The sequence below is a fragment of the Bradyrhizobium sp. McL0616 genome (genome assembly GCF_049993385.1).
Lineage (GTDB): Bacteria > Pseudomonadota > Alphaproteobacteria > Rhizobiales > Xanthobacteraceae > Bradyrhizobium.
The window spans coordinates 4,639,196-4,652,242 of sequence record NZ_CP188255.1 but is presented as its reverse complement, the minus strand read 5'-3'; the positions used below and the strand labels follow the sequence as shown (position 1 = coordinate 4,652,242).

General features: G+C 63.5%; 13 protein-coding genes and 2 pseudogenes. 5 read left to right on the top strand and 10 right to left on the bottom strand.

Annotated features, from left to right (window positions below):
* From metG to ACPPVR_RS22630, 4 genes are read right to left on the bottom strand one after another with little or no spacing between them, the layout of a single operon-like run.
* Positions 1 to 1,971 carry a methionine--tRNA ligase gene (gene metG / locus ACPPVR_RS22645; protein ID WP_426608798.1) on the bottom strand — a complete coding sequence of 657 codons (1,971 nt, stop codon included), beginning with the start codon at positions 1,969 to 1,971 and terminating at the stop codon, positions 1 to 3.
* Between the two features lie 47 nt (positions 1,972 to 2,018).
* Positions 2,019 to 3,065 (bottom strand): DNA polymerase III subunit delta', encoded by a 1,047-nt coding sequence (locus ACPPVR_RS22640; protein ID WP_426608797.1) that lies wholly within the window; start codon positions 3,063 to 3,065, stop codon positions 2,019 to 2,021.
* Complete coding sequence (gene tmk / locus ACPPVR_RS22635; RefSeq protein ID WP_426608796.1) at positions 3,062 to 3,748, bottom strand: dTMP kinase; 687 nt, start codon at positions 3,746 to 3,748, stop codon at positions 3,062 to 3,064. Before tmk ends, ACPPVR_RS22640 begins: the two co-directional genes overlap by 4 nt.
* 2 nt (positions 3,749 to 3,750) lie before the next feature.
* Positions 3,751 to 5,013: a D-alanyl-D-alanine carboxypeptidase family protein gene (locus ACPPVR_RS22630; protein WP_426608795.1), complete on the bottom strand. Its 1,263-nt coding sequence runs from the start codon at positions 5,011 to 5,013 to the stop codon at positions 3,751 to 3,753.
* A 152-nt stretch (positions 5,014 to 5,165) separates the two neighbouring features.
* Between ACPPVR_RS22630 and ACPPVR_RS22625 the strand changes: the two genes are divergently transcribed.
* The gene (locus tag ACPPVR_RS22625) at positions 5,166 to 6,122 is read left to right on the top strand and encodes an alpha/beta fold hydrolase (protein WP_426608794.1); all 957 of its coding nucleotides are present in this window, start codon (positions 5,166 to 5,168) and stop codon (positions 6,120 to 6,122) included.
* Between the two features lie 192 nt (positions 6,123 to 6,314).
* Here the strand turns inward: ACPPVR_RS22625 and ACPPVR_RS22620 are convergent, their stop codons facing one another.
* Positions 6,315 to 7,253 (bottom strand): septal ring lytic transglycosylase RlpA family protein, encoded by a 939-nt coding sequence (locus ACPPVR_RS22620; protein WP_426608793.1) that lies wholly within the window; start codon positions 7,251 to 7,253, stop codon positions 6,315 to 6,317.
* A gap of 801 nt (positions 7,254 to 8,054) precedes the next feature.
* On the opposite strand from ACPPVR_RS22620, the gene ACPPVR_RS22615 reads away from it, so the two are divergent.
* Positions 8,055 to 8,183 carry a hypothetical protein gene (locus ACPPVR_RS22615; RefSeq protein ID WP_426608792.1) on the top strand — a complete coding sequence of 43 codons (129 nt, stop codon included), beginning with the start codon at positions 8,055 to 8,057 and terminating at the stop codon, positions 8,181 to 8,183.
* 26 nt (positions 8,184 to 8,209) lie between these two features.
* On the opposite strand, the gene ACPPVR_RS22610 is transcribed toward ACPPVR_RS22615, so the two are convergent.
* Complete coding sequence (locus ACPPVR_RS22610) at positions 8,210 to 8,485, bottom strand: hypothetical protein (protein WP_426608791.1); 276 nt, start codon at positions 8,483 to 8,485, stop codon at positions 8,210 to 8,212.
* Positions 8,486 to 8,656: 171 nt separating this feature from the next.
* Between ACPPVR_RS22610 and ACPPVR_RS22605 the strand changes: the two are divergent.
* Positions 8,657 to 9,236, top strand: a pseudogene (locus ACPPVR_RS22605) (TIGR00645 family protein).
* Between the two features lie 10 nt (positions 9,237 to 9,246).
* Here ACPPVR_RS22605 and ACPPVR_RS22600 read toward each other — a convergent pair.
* Positions 9,247 to 9,564, bottom strand: coding sequence for a DUF1476 domain-containing protein (locus ACPPVR_RS22600; RefSeq protein ID WP_426608790.1), 318 nt, complete (start codon positions 9,562 to 9,564; stop codon positions 9,247 to 9,249).
* A 224-nt stretch (positions 9,565 to 9,788) separates the two neighbouring features.
* Between ACPPVR_RS22600 and ACPPVR_RS22595 the strand changes: the two are divergent.
* Positions 9,789 to 10,031 (top strand): annotated as a pseudogene (locus tag ACPPVR_RS22595) (hypothetical protein).
* 43 nt (positions 10,032 to 10,074) lie between these two features.
* On the opposite strand, the gene ACPPVR_RS22590 reads toward ACPPVR_RS22595, so the two are convergent.
* Positions 10,075 to 10,266 carry a hypothetical protein gene (locus ACPPVR_RS22590; RefSeq protein WP_426608789.1) on the bottom strand — a complete coding sequence of 64 codons (192 nt, stop codon included), beginning with the start codon at positions 10,264 to 10,266 and terminating at the stop codon, positions 10,075 to 10,077.
* A 484-nt stretch (positions 10,267 to 10,750) separates the two neighbouring features.
* Here ACPPVR_RS22590 and ACPPVR_RS22585 point away from each other — a divergent pair, with 484 nt between their 5' ends.
* Entirely contained in the window at positions 10,751 to 11,179 is a 429-nt protein-coding gene (locus ACPPVR_RS22585; RefSeq protein ID WP_426608788.1) for a YybH family protein, read from the top strand.
* A 358-nt stretch (positions 11,180 to 11,537) separates the two neighbouring features.
* Here ACPPVR_RS22585 and ACPPVR_RS22580 read toward each other — a convergent pair whose 3' ends face one another.
* Entirely contained in the window at positions 11,538 to 12,173 is a 636-nt protein-coding gene (locus ACPPVR_RS22580) for a response regulator (protein WP_426608787.1), read from the bottom strand.
* 154 nt (positions 12,174 to 12,327) lie between these two features.
* Positions 12,328 to 12,957: a response regulator gene (locus ACPPVR_RS22575; RefSeq protein ID WP_426608786.1), complete on the bottom strand. Its 630-nt coding sequence runs from the start codon at positions 12,955 to 12,957 to the stop codon at positions 12,328 to 12,330.
* Positions 12,958 to 13,047: the final 90 nt, after the last annotated feature.

The window sequence follows — 13,047 nt, the reverse complement described above, 5'->3', positions numbered from 1 at the left end:
TTACGCCGCCGGCTCGATGTAGCGCGGGAACGCCGGCGTCGGCGCCGGCAGCGTCGAACCGGGCGCAATGCGCTTGGCGCCGCCGAGCATGGCGAAGTCGCGCTCGCCCGCGGGAGTGCCGAGACTGTCGAGCAGCAATCCCGAGGCGGTCGGCATCGCCGGCTGGGCCAGGATCGCGATCTGGCGCACGACTTCGGCGGTGACATAGAGCACCGTCTTCTGGCGTGCCGGATCGGTCTTGGCGAGCGCCCAAGGCGCCTCTCCCGCGAAATAGCGGTTGGCCTCCGCGACCACGGCCCACACGGCGTTGAGCCAATGGTGGATCTGTTGCGTCGCCATCGCCTCGCGCGAGGCGGCGATCATGCCGTCGGCCATCGCCAAAATCGCCTTGTCATTATCGCTGAATTCACCGGGCTCCGGCAGCACGCCGCCGAGTTGCTTGGCGATCATGGACAGCGAGCGCTGCGCAAGATTGCCGAGGTCGTTGGCGAGATCGGCATTGATGCGCGCGACGATGGCCTCGTGATTGTAGTTGCCGTCCTGGCCGAACGGCACCTCGCGCAAAAAGAAATAGCGCATCTGGTCGACGCCATATTGGTCGGCGAGGTTGAAGGGATCGACGACGTTACCGACCGACTTCGACATCTTCTCGCCCCTGTTGAACAGGAAGCCGTGGGCATAGACCCGCTTCTGCACGGGGATGCCGGCCGACATCAGGAACGCGGGCCAGTACACCGCATGGAAGCGGATGATGTCCTTGCCGATGATGTGCACGTCGGCCGGCCAGTAGCGCCAGTTCTTGTCGCTTTCGTCGGGGAAGCCAACGCCTGTGATGTAGTTGGTCAGCGCGTCGACCCAGACATACATTACGTGATCTTCGTCGCCGGGGACCTTGACGCCCCAGTCGAAGGTGGTGCGCGAGATCGAGAGATCGCGCAGGCCGCCTCGTACGAAGCTCACCACCTCGTTTTTGCGCGAGTCCGGGCCGATGAAATTGGGTTGTGCCTCGTAGAGCTTGAGCAGCTTGTCCTGATAGGCCGACAGGCGGAAGAAGTAGCTCTTTTCCTCGACCCACTCGACTGGTGTGCCCTGCGGCCCGAGGCGTACGCCGTCGTCGTTCAGGCGCGTCTCGTCCTCGGCGTAATAGGCTTCGTCGCGCACCGAGTACCAGCCGGCATAGGTGTCGGCATAGATGTCACCGTTTGCTTCCATGCGCCGCCAGATCTCCTGGCTGGAGCGGTGGTGCCGCTCTTCGGTGGTGCGGATGAAACGGTCGAACGACACGTTGAGACGCTCGTCCATCTCCTTGAAGCGGCCAGCATTGCGTGTCGCGAGTGCGGACGGGGTCAGGCCCTCGCTCTGCGCGGTCTGGACCATCTTTTGGCCGTGCTCGTCCGTGCCGGTCAGGAAGAACACGTCCTTGCCGTCGAGCCGCGCAAAGCGCGCCAGCACGTCGGTCGCGATTGCCTCATAGGCGTGGCCGATATGCGGGCTGCCATTGGGATAGGCGATGGCGGTCGTGATGTAGAAGACGTTGTCGCGCGCCGGTGCGGAAACTTGCGCTGCCGCCCGCGGTGCAGCCAGCGGCTTCGGCGCAGTCGGCGCCTTGGGTTTCGACACATTGGGCTTCACAGCCCTCGGCGGAGCAACGACAGGAGGCGGCGCGACGGGAGACATGAGCACCCTCGCCTTCGTAGCCACCTTCTTCGCCGGAGCCTTGGCGGTCTTTTTGGCGACCGCTTTCTTGGAATCTTTCTTGGAAGATTTCTTGGCGACGACCTGCTTCTTCGCAGCTTTCTTTGTTGTCTTCGCTGCGCTCTTCTTCACGCGCTTCTTGACGGCGGCCTTTTTGGCTTTCTTGACCTTCTTGGCACCTTTGCGCGCAAGCGCCTTCACAGCCTTCTTCGCGGCTTTCTTCGCAGCCTTCTTACTGCTCTTGCCCTTAGCGGTTTTCTTAGCTCGCGTGGCCACGACGAATTCCTTTACCGGCTTCTCGAAATTTGGAAACGAACCTGCGCCTAGCGCGTTGCGTCCGCCAGCCAGCCGAACACCGAGAAAACCAAGGGCTTTCGCTCCAGATTGTAGGTTTCGGTGTCGCGCGCGGCGCGGACGATCTTTTCCCATACCTCGCTAAGGCGCGCAAGGCGCGGCAGGTTCTGATTGGCGTTGGCGTCGTCCGCATGCAGGCGTTCCGCGATCCAGCGGTCGATCCCGTCGATGAAGGCCGCAAGCGCAACGCGGTCATTGGTGGGAAGCGAATCGCCGAGCGTGTGCAATTCGCGCGGATCGACCTGCGGCAGCCGCGCCAGCATCGCCGCTGTGCGCTGCTGGAGTTTCAGGGCGTCGCCGCCGAGCAGCGTCAGCGCCCGCGCGACGCTACCCTCGGAGGCCTCGGCTGCCTCGCGCAGCGCCAGATCGGTCGGGGCGAGGTCGGCAGCCGCTGCCGCCGCGTCAATCACCTCGTCGGTCGCGAGCGGGCGCAGGCGCAACTTGCGGCAGCGTGACTGGATCGTGGCCAGCACGCGCGCCGGCGCGTGGCTCACCAGCAGGAACAGCGATTGCTGCGGCGGTTCCTCGAGAATCTTCAGAAGCGCGTTCGCCGCATTTGGATTGAGCTCGTCGACGGTATCGACGATGCAGACGCGCCAACCTTCGGCGGCAGCCGTCGAACCGAAGAACGAGATGGTCTCACGCGTCTCGTCCACCGTGATCACGGTGCGCATCACGCCACGATCGTTCGCGGTCCGCTCCAGCGTCAACAGCCCGCCATGCGAGCTGGCCGCAACCTGCCGCGCAACGGGGTTGTTGGGATCAATCGCGAGGTTTTCGGCGCGCTGCACGGCAGGCGCCAGCGGCTGGCCGTGGGCGAGCACGAAGCGCGCCATGCGATAGGCCAGCGTCGCCTTGCCGATCCCCTGCGGCCCGCCGATCAGCCACGCATGCGGGATGCGCCCGCTGCGATACGCCGCGAGCAGCGCGGTCTCCGCCTCGCGATGGCCGAACAGAAGGCTGGTCTCGCGCGGATGCGGAATGGCGCTCTCGCGCTCGACCTGACGCGGGCTCATGCTGAGACCACCGAGGCCGGCGTGGGAAGTAGACGTTCGCGCAGCGCTGTCCAGACGCGGCCAGCGACCGTATCAAGGTCGGAATTGGCGTCGATCAGCACGCAGCGCTCAGGCTCGTCCGCCGCGATCTTGCGATAGGCCTCGCGCAGGCCCTGGTGGAAGCTGAGCTTCTCACCCTCGAACCTGTCAGGCGTGGCGCTGCCGCGACGTGCGGCGGCGCGCTGCAAACCGATCTCTACCGGCAGATCGAGGAGGATGGTGAGGTCGGGCTTGAGATCCCCGATCGTGACCCGCTGCATGGCATTGATCAGCCCGGCCGGCACTTGGCCAAGGCTGCCCTGATAGGCCCGTGTCGAGTCGGCGAAACGGTCGCACAAGACCCATGTGCCCCGATTGAGCGCGGGTTCGATCAATGTGCGGACGTGGTCGTCTCGGGCGGCGGCAAACAGCAGCGTCTCGGCCTCGGGACCTAGCAGCTTGCCCATGCCCGACAGCACCAGATGCCGCATGATCTCGGCGCCCGGCGAGCCACCCGGCTCGCGCGTGACGAGGGTGCGCAGCTTGGCCGCATTGAGGCGGTCGGCGAGCTTCTTGATCTGGGTCGACTTGCCCGCTCCCTCGCCGCCTTCAAAGGTGATGAAGCGTCCGCGTCCGGACGGACGCTGTCCAGTGCTCTCATTCATGATCAGAGCTTCTCGGCGCCTGCGCGGAACATGCCAATCACGAGCTCGCTGGCGCCGTCAATCGCGCGTCGCATGGTCGAGCCGGTGCCGATCGCTTCGGCCGCATAGACCGGCGTCTCCACCGCGATATTGCCGCTGCGCCATACCCTGACCACGCCGACCTGCTGCCCCTCCTGAACGGGCGCGCGCACCGGGCCGCTATAGACCACGCGTGCAATCAGCTTGTCGCCGCCGCTCTTGTGCACCATCACCTTCACCGGCTCTTTTGCGACGAGCTTCACCGAACGGCTCTCGCCACCGAACACTTTTGCGTAGCCGACCTGCTGGTCGGCGGCGATCAGCGTGCGGGTCTCGAAATTGCGAAAGCCCCATTCCAGCATCTTCTTGGCTTCGGTGGCGCGGTCCTCAGGATCTTCCAGACCGTTGACGACGACGATCAGCCGTGTGCCGTTCTGCACGGCCGAGCCGACCATGCCGTAGCCGCCTTCCTTGGTGTAGCCGGTCTTCAGGCCATCAGCGCCTTCCATCGAATTGAGCAGCGGATTGCGGTTGGGCTGGCGGATCTTGTTCCAGGTGAACTCCTTCTCGCCGAACAGTTTATAGAATTCCGGGAAGTCCAGGATGATGTGACGCGCGAGGATACCGAGCTCGCGCACCGTCATCTTGTTGCCGGGGTCGGGCAAGCCGTTGGAGTTGCCGAAAGTCGACTTGGTCAGGCCGAGCTCGCGGGCGCGCTTCGTCATGAAATCGGAGGCAAAAATCCGCTCGTTGCCGGCGATGCCTTCGGCAAGCGCGATGCAGGCGTCGTTGCCGCTCTGGATGATGGCGCCATGCAGGAGGTCGTCGACCGCGACCTTGCTGTTGATGGCCGCGAACATCGTCGAGCCGCCGGAGGGCGCCCCGCCCTTGCGCCAGGCGTTCTCGCTGATCCGATACTCATCGGTCAGCTTGATGTCGCCCTTCTTGATCGCGTTGAACACGACTTCCGCGGTCACGAGCTTCATCATGCTGGAGGGCGCGCGCAGCTCGTCGGCGTTCTTCTCGAACAGCACGCTGCCGCTGGAAGCCTCGATCAGGATCGCGGTGGGGGCATCGCCGTCAAAGCCCACGTCCTCGGTTTTCTTGGCCCCCTGGACGCTCTGGTTGGCGGCATAGAGTACCCCGCTCCAACTGACGCTCGCGACCAGCAGCCCGGCAAGGAGCCCGCGCATCCACGCACCGGCAGTGAACCGGGTGCGTCCGAGCGAAATGAGACGAAATGCCATGGCGAAGCCCTGAGAGCGGCGTTCTAACAGTTGGAACCGGTGCGAACAACACGAGGATGGCGCTTGCCCCCGAGATTGCACGATTCTCGTCGCGTCTCTATCGTGGCACCTCAGGTTCTTGGACCAAACCCCTGAAACAAGGCGGAAAAGCGATGTCTTCCACCCGCGTCATCAAGGCCAATGGGATCGACCTCTTCATCCGCGAGGCAGGCCAGGGACCGCTGGTGGTGCTGTGCCATGGCTGGCCGGAACTGTCCTATTCCTGGCGGCATCAGATCCTGGCGCTCGCGGCCGCCGGGTTTCACGTCGTCGCCCCCGACATGCGCGGATACGGCCAGAGCGCGGCACCGCCTGACGTCACCGCCTATTCGATCCTCGACCTGGTCGGCGACGTCGTGGGCCTGGTGCAGGCGCTCGGCGAGACCAAAGCGATGGTGGTCGGCCACGACTGGGGCGCGCCGGTCGCCTGGCACTCGGCGCTGTTCCGTCCCGATATCTTCACGGCTGTTGCAGGTCTCAGCGTGCCGCCCCCGTTCCGCGGCCGCGGCAAGCCGCTCGAGCTGTTGCGCCAGGGCGGCGTCACCAATTTCTACTGGCAGTATTTTCAGGCTCCCGGCGTCCCCGAGGCCGAGTTCGAGCAGGACGTCGCGCGCACCATGCGCATCGTGCTCGGCGGGCGCGGACTGTCCGATCCGACCGCCGCGATGTTCGTGCAGGAGGACAAGGGCTTTCTCGGCCACGCGCCGGCAGAGGAGCCGCTGCCGGCCTGGCTCAGCGAGGCCGATCTTGCAGTCTTCACCGAGAGCTTTGGCAAGTCCGGTTTCCGCGGCGGGCTGAACTGGTATCGCAACCTCGACCGCAATTGGGAGCTGACCGCGCCCTGGCAGGGTGCGCAGATCCACCAGCCCTCGCTCTTTATCGCCGGCTCGACCGATGCCGTCATCACCGGCCTGATTGGCGCCAAGCGCGTCAACGAGCTGGAGCGCGTGCTGCCCAATCTTACGCGAAAGCTGATCATCGAGGGCGCCGGCCATTGGGTGCAACAGGAACGGCCCGACGAGGTCAACGCCGCGCTGATGAAATTTCTGCGCGAAGCTACGGCGCGCTAGACGATATTCTTGCTCATCGCGATGTGGGCGGCGCCCGCCTGCTCGCAGGCGGCACCACCGTCGGATTCGGGGCCGAACTCGGCGGCATTGGTGGCAACACGCAGATCTGGACCTTCACCGGACGCGCCCGCGTGCCGTTCTGACCGTTCGCGTCAACGGCCCTACGGATTCGTACAGCAACGCGTTTCGGGATCAGTACAGGCCGCGGCCGCTCAGGATGCCGCGGGCTTCGGCTGCGCCGCTGTCCGGGACATAGGCCGAGGACGGGCCGTTGTCCGAGGTGTAGCGGCCGTCCTCGTCATAGGACACCGCGCGGGCGTTCTGGAGCGTCCGGCCACGGCTGCGGCTGGAGGCCGACATCTCCGAGGTCGCGTTGATCGAGGCGACATCGGCCGAGGTGTTGCCGAGATTGTAGGGCCGCCCCTCCGGCGTCGGGACTTCGCCACGGATGGCGCCGCGGGTCGATGACGGCAGTTCCGGCACGAAGGGCCTGGCCGAGGCCACCCGGACCATCGAGGGCGACGGCGCCGGAACGCCGGTGCGCAAAGTGGCCATCAGCTGGCGGTCGTCGGAGCCTTCGAGCGGCGCCCGGCCGACATATTCGACGCGGACCTTGGCGACACCATTGCCTTTGAATTCAAGGAGTTCAGCGGCTTTGTTCGAGACATCGATAAGCCGGTTGCCGTGATAGGGCCCACGGTCATTGACGCGGACGATCAGCGACATGCCGTTCGAGAGATTGGTCACCCGTGCATAGGACGGCATCGGCAGCGTCGGATGCGCCGCCGTCAGCGAGCCCATGTCGAACACTTCGCCATTGGCGGTCTGGCGGCCGTGGAAATCGTCGCCGTACCACGACGCCATGCCCTCGGCGCGGTAGTTGACGTCCTCCTCCGGCACGTAGGTGCGCCCGGCAACGATATAGGGCTTGCCGACGCGGTAGGTGCCGCCGCCCTTGGGAACAGGATCGCCCAAGGCCACGACCCGGGGACTGGAGGACACGCCGTATTTCGGGTCGACGCGGCTGGCGAATTTGCCTGACGAGGCACAATTGGCGAGCGCTAGGCAGGTGGCGACCGCCGCAAGGCTACGCGCGGCCCGCACCACCGAATCTGACCGTCGGATCCCCATTCGCCCCAAATACCATTCCGCCGGAGATGGACCCAACCCGCTTTGGCTACGGGAAGCACCTACCGGACATCAAGCTCCGAGGCGGCCCACCACCGCGTCGGAAGTCGTGACGATATCGCAACCTGAACACGGCGGAAATGGGGAGCCCACAGCGTTCGCGCCGGGATGGTAAACAGGACGTTCGCGCTTCCCCGTTGATCTACGGAGCGCGGGCCCGTTCTCTGTGCCACTCCTGGACATTCTGTTGCGCCAAATCCTCACTCCACCCCCATTGTCTCGGTCCTCACTGGAATTCTTTTGACTGTGCAAGGCCGCCCGCGTTTTCTCGCGTCAAGGGCGGATTTGGAATTTAACGATGATCGAGACGGTTTCGGCACTGATGGGTCTGGTAAGCGCGGCGATCTTCCTGGCCCATGCGTTTGAAGGCTACCGCTCGAGGGCCTGAAGGCACTCGCGCGGGCGACATTGCATCACCTCTTCACGAAGGCGCGTTCGGACAATTTTAATCGATCCGAGCGAGCATTGCAGACGAGAGCAGCAGGTGTCCCATGCGCAACCATGACCTCGTATCCGATGGCTTCCTGGCATTGACCGCTGGCGGTCTGTTCCTGCTCTGCTCGAGCCTTGTGGCCCTGGCCTTCGGCTGATCCTCAACCGCACTTCGTATTTTCAGACCTCTGCGCCACCGGGATGCGGCACGTGTGTCTGTGCGGAATTGCTCTGCTCCCGTTTAGTTGATTGAATTTCCGCATCGGCGCCTCGACTCATTTGAAGAGGCCATCGCCAACGAGGGTGAGACGCATGCTTGCCGAGAAATTCTTCCTGGTCCTGGAATCGCTGATTCGCGGCGACCGCACCTATCCCGACGGAAGCCCCCGGGTCATCAGCACCTCCGCGCACGTGCCGGTGAAACTGCCGGACCAGAAATAGCGGACCCAGCTGAGACCACGCGCCGTTCAGCGCAAACCTAGTAGCGAACGGCGGTAGAGGCTGTCGCGGGCCTCATTCAGGCAGACGAAGCTGCCCTCAAAACCTTGGCCATAGCGCTTCTGCCGTTTGGCGTAGTAGACGCCCTTCCTGAAATCCAACCAGACCACCTTGTCGCCGGGGCAATGGCGTTGCGCCTGCGCCTCGTTGCGAAACGGCGTCAGCGGCAGCGCTGAGGCGTCGGCGAGACCGGCGATGAGGATCGCGATCACGCCGAGTACTTTGCCCGGAATATTGCAGGACACCTGTCGACCTCCGATCCGTGCCCGTCTGCGCGTCGGCTCTTCGGCAGGATAGCATGGGCCCGCGCAATGGACAGGCAAGGCAAGTGGGAGCGGCGAGCGGGATCGCGTCTTCCACCGGCCATCTTGCCGGGCTACATGAGACCAGCGTCACCTCGATGCGTGGACACCTGAATGTCGGTTGAACCCAACACCAGCACCGGACCCCGCCCGCCCACGCCGCGCCTGGGGCTGTTGCCGATGGTCATCTTCGGCTCGCGCTGGCTGCAACTGCCGCTCTATCTCGGGCTGATCGTGGCGCAATGCGTCTACATCGTGCTGTTCCTGAAGGAGCTCTGGCACCTCTCCTGGCACGCGATCGATCTCACCGAGCAGCAGATCATGATGAGCGTGCTGGCGCTGATCGACGTCGTGATGATCTCGAACCTGCTCGTGATGGTGATCGTCGGCGGCTACGAGACCTTCGTCTCGCGGCTCGATCTCCAGGGCCATCCCGACGAGCCGGAATGGCTCGGCCACGTCAATGCGAGCGTGTTGAAGATCAAGCTCGCCATGGCGATCATCGGCATCTCCTCGATCGCGCTACTGCGCACCTTCATCGAGGCCGGCAATCTCGGCTTGGATCGCGCCAACTTTACTGAGGCAGGCGTGATGTGGCAGGGTGCTGATCCACATCACCTTCGTGGTCTCGGCGATCGGTATCGCCTACGTCGACAAGCTCAGCGATTCCGGCATGCGCAAGCACGCCGAGTAAGGCCGTCGCCTTACCGGTTCGCCTCGAGCTGCTGCACGGCCTGGTGCAGGCACTCCCGAAGCTTTTGCGCGACCTGCCCGGGCGACACACCCTTGCCGGCAAGGTCGCGCGACACCTTGCGCAACGTCTCGTCCGTCGTTTGGCTCTCCAGATTGTCCGCCACCAGCGTGGTCGCATAGCTTGCCGCGGCATCGCCGCTAAGGCCGAGCTGACCTGCGGCCCACAGGCCAAGCAGCTTGTTCGACCGGGCCGTGGCCCTGAACATGAACTCCTCGTCGTGGGCGAATTTGGCCTCAAAACCCTGCTCGCGCTTGTCGAACGTGGTCATGGTCAGCTCCATTTGCGTTGATGGGATCTGGACTGGAGCGAACGTCTCCGTGGTTCTCGTCAATTGAGGATCATTCGATACCTTCCGGCAGGGGGCGAACGCCGTCAAGCCACTTGGCAGACAGCGTCAGGTCCGCGCCAGCCTGATCGGGTAAGCGGTCATGTTTACTGTTTGTTAAGCGGACTCACGGCCGCATGGCCGTTGGGGATAGCGAGAGCCGACGCATGAACAGAGAGCTGCGGGAGTTTCGACGGCTTGAGCGTGTGTGCCTGGAGTAGGCCGCGCTCTCCACCATGGACCTCGCCCGAACCGGGCTTCTGAAGGTCGCCCAGGACTGCCGCCTCGCAGCCGAAGCCATCGAAGCGCAGGTCCCGGAGGCGCAGGCCCCGACCCGCGGCGCATTCGCTGGTGCCGTGCAGGCCCTCAGGGTCGCCCTGAGCGCGGCACGTCCGTCCAGCCGGCACTGAGCTGTCCGCTTCGATCGGGAGATTTTGGCGAAGACCGCTCGGGTCAGCTCTTCGCAGCCGCCGCCTCGCGCGCGAGCCGCTCGGCCCTCAGCCGCTCGCGATTGGCATAAAGTGCCCTCTGCGCAGCCTCATGGTCGCGCATGGCCTTTTCCGCCTCGATCCGGCGCGAAGCATCGCGCGCCTGGCGCTGTTCGGGTGTCAGGGGTTTGCGTCGGAACGAAATATCTTCTGTCATGGCGGAATAACGCGGCGGTGCGGAAAAAGTTCCACTCCGAGGCACCTCGCGGCGTTTGAGGTCAACCAAAACGACTGCGCAATCAGGCCTTTAACATGCAGGACGACGGCCGGTTTCATTGCCGACCCGCTTGGCGCCTCACCACGCGCCACATAAAACCTCGAAAACAACCCCATGCACAGTAGCTAAGCCCCGCTGGCACAACGCCTTTCGGCATCCGCGGCAATGCCGTTTGACGCGTCGGGCAAAACACTGGCATCACGCCATATTCGGAATCCGTTGGGACTATTGCCGATAGCGCGCCGATCTGGTCGGAGTGTCGAGCCTCCGCGAACAGACGAGCCGCCGCCCCGCGCTTCCAACGACAAGCCAGCAGGAAAATCCGGGATGTCGTGTCGGCCCGCGAACCTCTCGTTCGTCCTTGGAGCATGGGCAACACCGCACTGGATTTTCTGCGCGCATCGAGCTGCCTCGGAGGTTTTGCATGAGCGACAATGAGGATCAGATTGCGAATATTCTGAGCAGATACCGAATGGCGGTACTCGACAAGGATGTCGAAGGCATGATGGAGCTTTACGCAGACGACATACGCGTTTTCGACACGTGGGGCGTATGGACCCACGACGGCATCGCGGCTTGGCGTCAGGTCGTCGAGCATTGGTTCGGGTCGCTAAAGGACGAAATCGTCAAGGTTGTCTTCGATGACGTCAGGACCGAACGCGGATCGGACCTGGCGGTCGTCAGCGCGGTCACGACCTACACGGCTGTTTCAGCAAACGGGGAAGAACTGCGATCAATGCAGAACCGCGTAACAAGGTCGCTCGTACGACGCGCAGACCTATGGAAAATCGTGCACGAACATAGCTCGGCGCCGATCCGTTTCGAGGATATGAAGGCGATCCTCATGCGCTAGTCCTGCGGCCCAAGGGCCAAACAGCTTGTTCGATCGGGCCGCGGCCATGGACCTCGCCCGAACCGCTCTGCTGAAGGTCGCCCACGACTGCGCCTCGTAGCCGAAGCCATCGAGGCGCAGACCCCGATAACCCCAATGCACAGTAGCTAAGCCCCACTGGCACAACGCCTTTCGGCATGCGCGGCAATGCCGTTTGACGTGTCGGGCAAAACAGTGGCATCCTGTCAATTTCGGAAAATCCGCTGGAGGCGCCTTGTATGGGCCATTCCGAACAGCTCCCGCAACGCGCCGGCCCCCTGCCCTTCAAACGCGCACCATGCGCGCCGGGCTGTCGGCGACCCATTTGCGTTAGACGAATTCAGGGCGCGACTAATTTCTTCCGGATCGCATACCGAACCAGCTCCGCCGTCGACGACATCCCAAGCTTGCGCATCGCTGCGGCACGATGTGTCTCAACAGTTTTTACGCTCAGCTTCAAGATGGCGCTGATGGATCTGTTCGTATGCCCCTCCGCAATGAGCTGAACCACGCTCTGCTCGCGTGAGGTGAGCAGCACGTCGGACTTGTTCTGCTTGTTGATTTGATAGTCGTGCAGAAGCTTCTCCAACAGCACGCTGGTGAAGTAGGGCCTGCCGTCAAGCAACGCTTCGATCGCGGAAGTCAGGTGCGTTCTGGCGTCAGACTTGAACAGGAAGCCCCGGACTCCGGCCAGAATGGCCTCGGTCAAGAGCTCCTCGCTCTCGTGCATCGTAAGGATCAGGACTTCGGTGCGCAGATGCATCAACTTGAGGCGGCGACTAACCTCTAGTCCGTTCATGAGCGGCATCGAATAGTCAACGATCACGATGTCCGGAAGCGTCTCCAATGCCACAGCCACGGCCTGCTCGCCGTTGGTCGCCTCCCCGCTGACGATCCAGTCGGCGCGCGTTTCCACGATCGCGCGAAGTCCAGAACGTACAACTTCATGATCATCGGCAATAACGATGCGCTTCACGGCGTCGTTCCCGTATGTCGACCCTCGAACCCATCGGGCAATCAACGGAGATGGCCGGCAGCCAAGTCGGCCGATCATACCGGGTGTCCTTCAAAGGGTTATCCTGCAAAACCCTGATGTTTTCCGGCGAATGTACCAACGGCGGCACTTCCGATCACGCGTCTATCAGTTTTGCTCGAACAGCGTATCGGACCAGACCGGCGGTCGAGTTTACGTCGAGCTTCCTCATCGCGGCTGCCCGATGAGCCTCCGTCGTCTTCACGCTCAGGTTCAGGATGGCGCTGATGCCCTTGTTGCTATAGCCCTCGGCGACCAGCTTGACGACGAGTCGCTCGCGCGGTGTCAGCCCGTACCGCCCGTCCGCGAGGTGGGCCGGTCCGCAATCAAACTCCTTCGACCCCTTGCTGACACCGAACGGCCTGTGAGCCAGCAGCGAGTCGACAGCCGCCAGCAGAAGCTTGTTCGCGTCCGACTTCACCAGGAACGCCCGCGCGCCGGCCTCATAGGCCTGTTGCGCCAGCACACTGGAGTTGTGGACGGTAAAGATCATCACCTCGGTCAACAGCGGGTATTCCCGGATTCTGCGGGCAACCTCCACCCCGGTCATGCGAGGCATTGAGAAATCGACGATAGCCACATGCGGCTGGCTCTCGATGGCGGCGGCCACCGCTTTGCTGCCGTCGCTCGCCTCCGCGACGACCTCCCAGTCCGCACGTTGCGCTAGTACCGCGCGGAGACCCGAACGGACCGCCTCGTGATCATCGGCGATAAGGATTCGCTTCATGGAAGGAACTCCAGGCTCAGTAACATCAATGCTTCGAGTGCCAGGAGCCGACGGTCAGGATCAGCTTGCGACCGTTGTCCCAGGATCTCT

Coding starts and splice junctions, on each gene's coding strand:
- ACPPVR_RS22640 (WP_426608797.1), bottom strand. CDS start 3,065: ATGAGCCCGCGTCAGGTCGAGCGCGAGAGCGCCATTCCGCATCCGCGC.
- tmk (WP_426608796.1), bottom strand. CDS start 3,748: ATGAATGAGAGCACTGGACAGCGTCCGTCCGGACGCGGACGCTTCATC.
- ACPPVR_RS22630 (WP_426608795.1), bottom strand. CDS start 5,013: ATGGCATTTCGTCTCATTTCGCTCGGACGCACCCGGTTCACTGCCGGT.
- ACPPVR_RS22625 (WP_426608794.1), top strand. CDS start 5,166: ATGTCTTCCACCCGCGTCATCAAGGCCAATGGGATCGACCTCTTCATC.
- ACPPVR_RS22620 (WP_426608793.1), bottom strand. CDS start 7,253: ATGGGGATCCGACGGTCAGATTCGGTGGTGCGGGCCGCGCGTAGCCTT.
- ACPPVR_RS22615 (WP_426608792.1), top strand. CDS start 8,055: ATGCTTGCCGAGAAATTCTTCCTGGTCCTGGAATCGCTGATTCGCGGC.
- ACPPVR_RS22600 (WP_426608790.1), bottom strand. CDS start 9,564: ATGACCACGTTCGACAAGCGCGAGCAGGGTTTTGAGGCCAAATTCGCC.
- ACPPVR_RS22590 (WP_426608789.1), bottom strand. CDS start 10,266: ATGACAGAAGATATTTCGTTCCGACGCAAACCCCTGACACCCGAACAG.
- ACPPVR_RS22585 (WP_426608788.1), top strand. CDS start 10,751: ATGAGCGACAATGAGGATCAGATTGCGAATATTCTGAGCAGATACCGA.
- ACPPVR_RS22575 (WP_426608786.1), bottom strand. CDS start 12,957: ATGAAGCGAATCCTTATCGCCGATGATCACGAGGCGGTCCGTTCGGGT.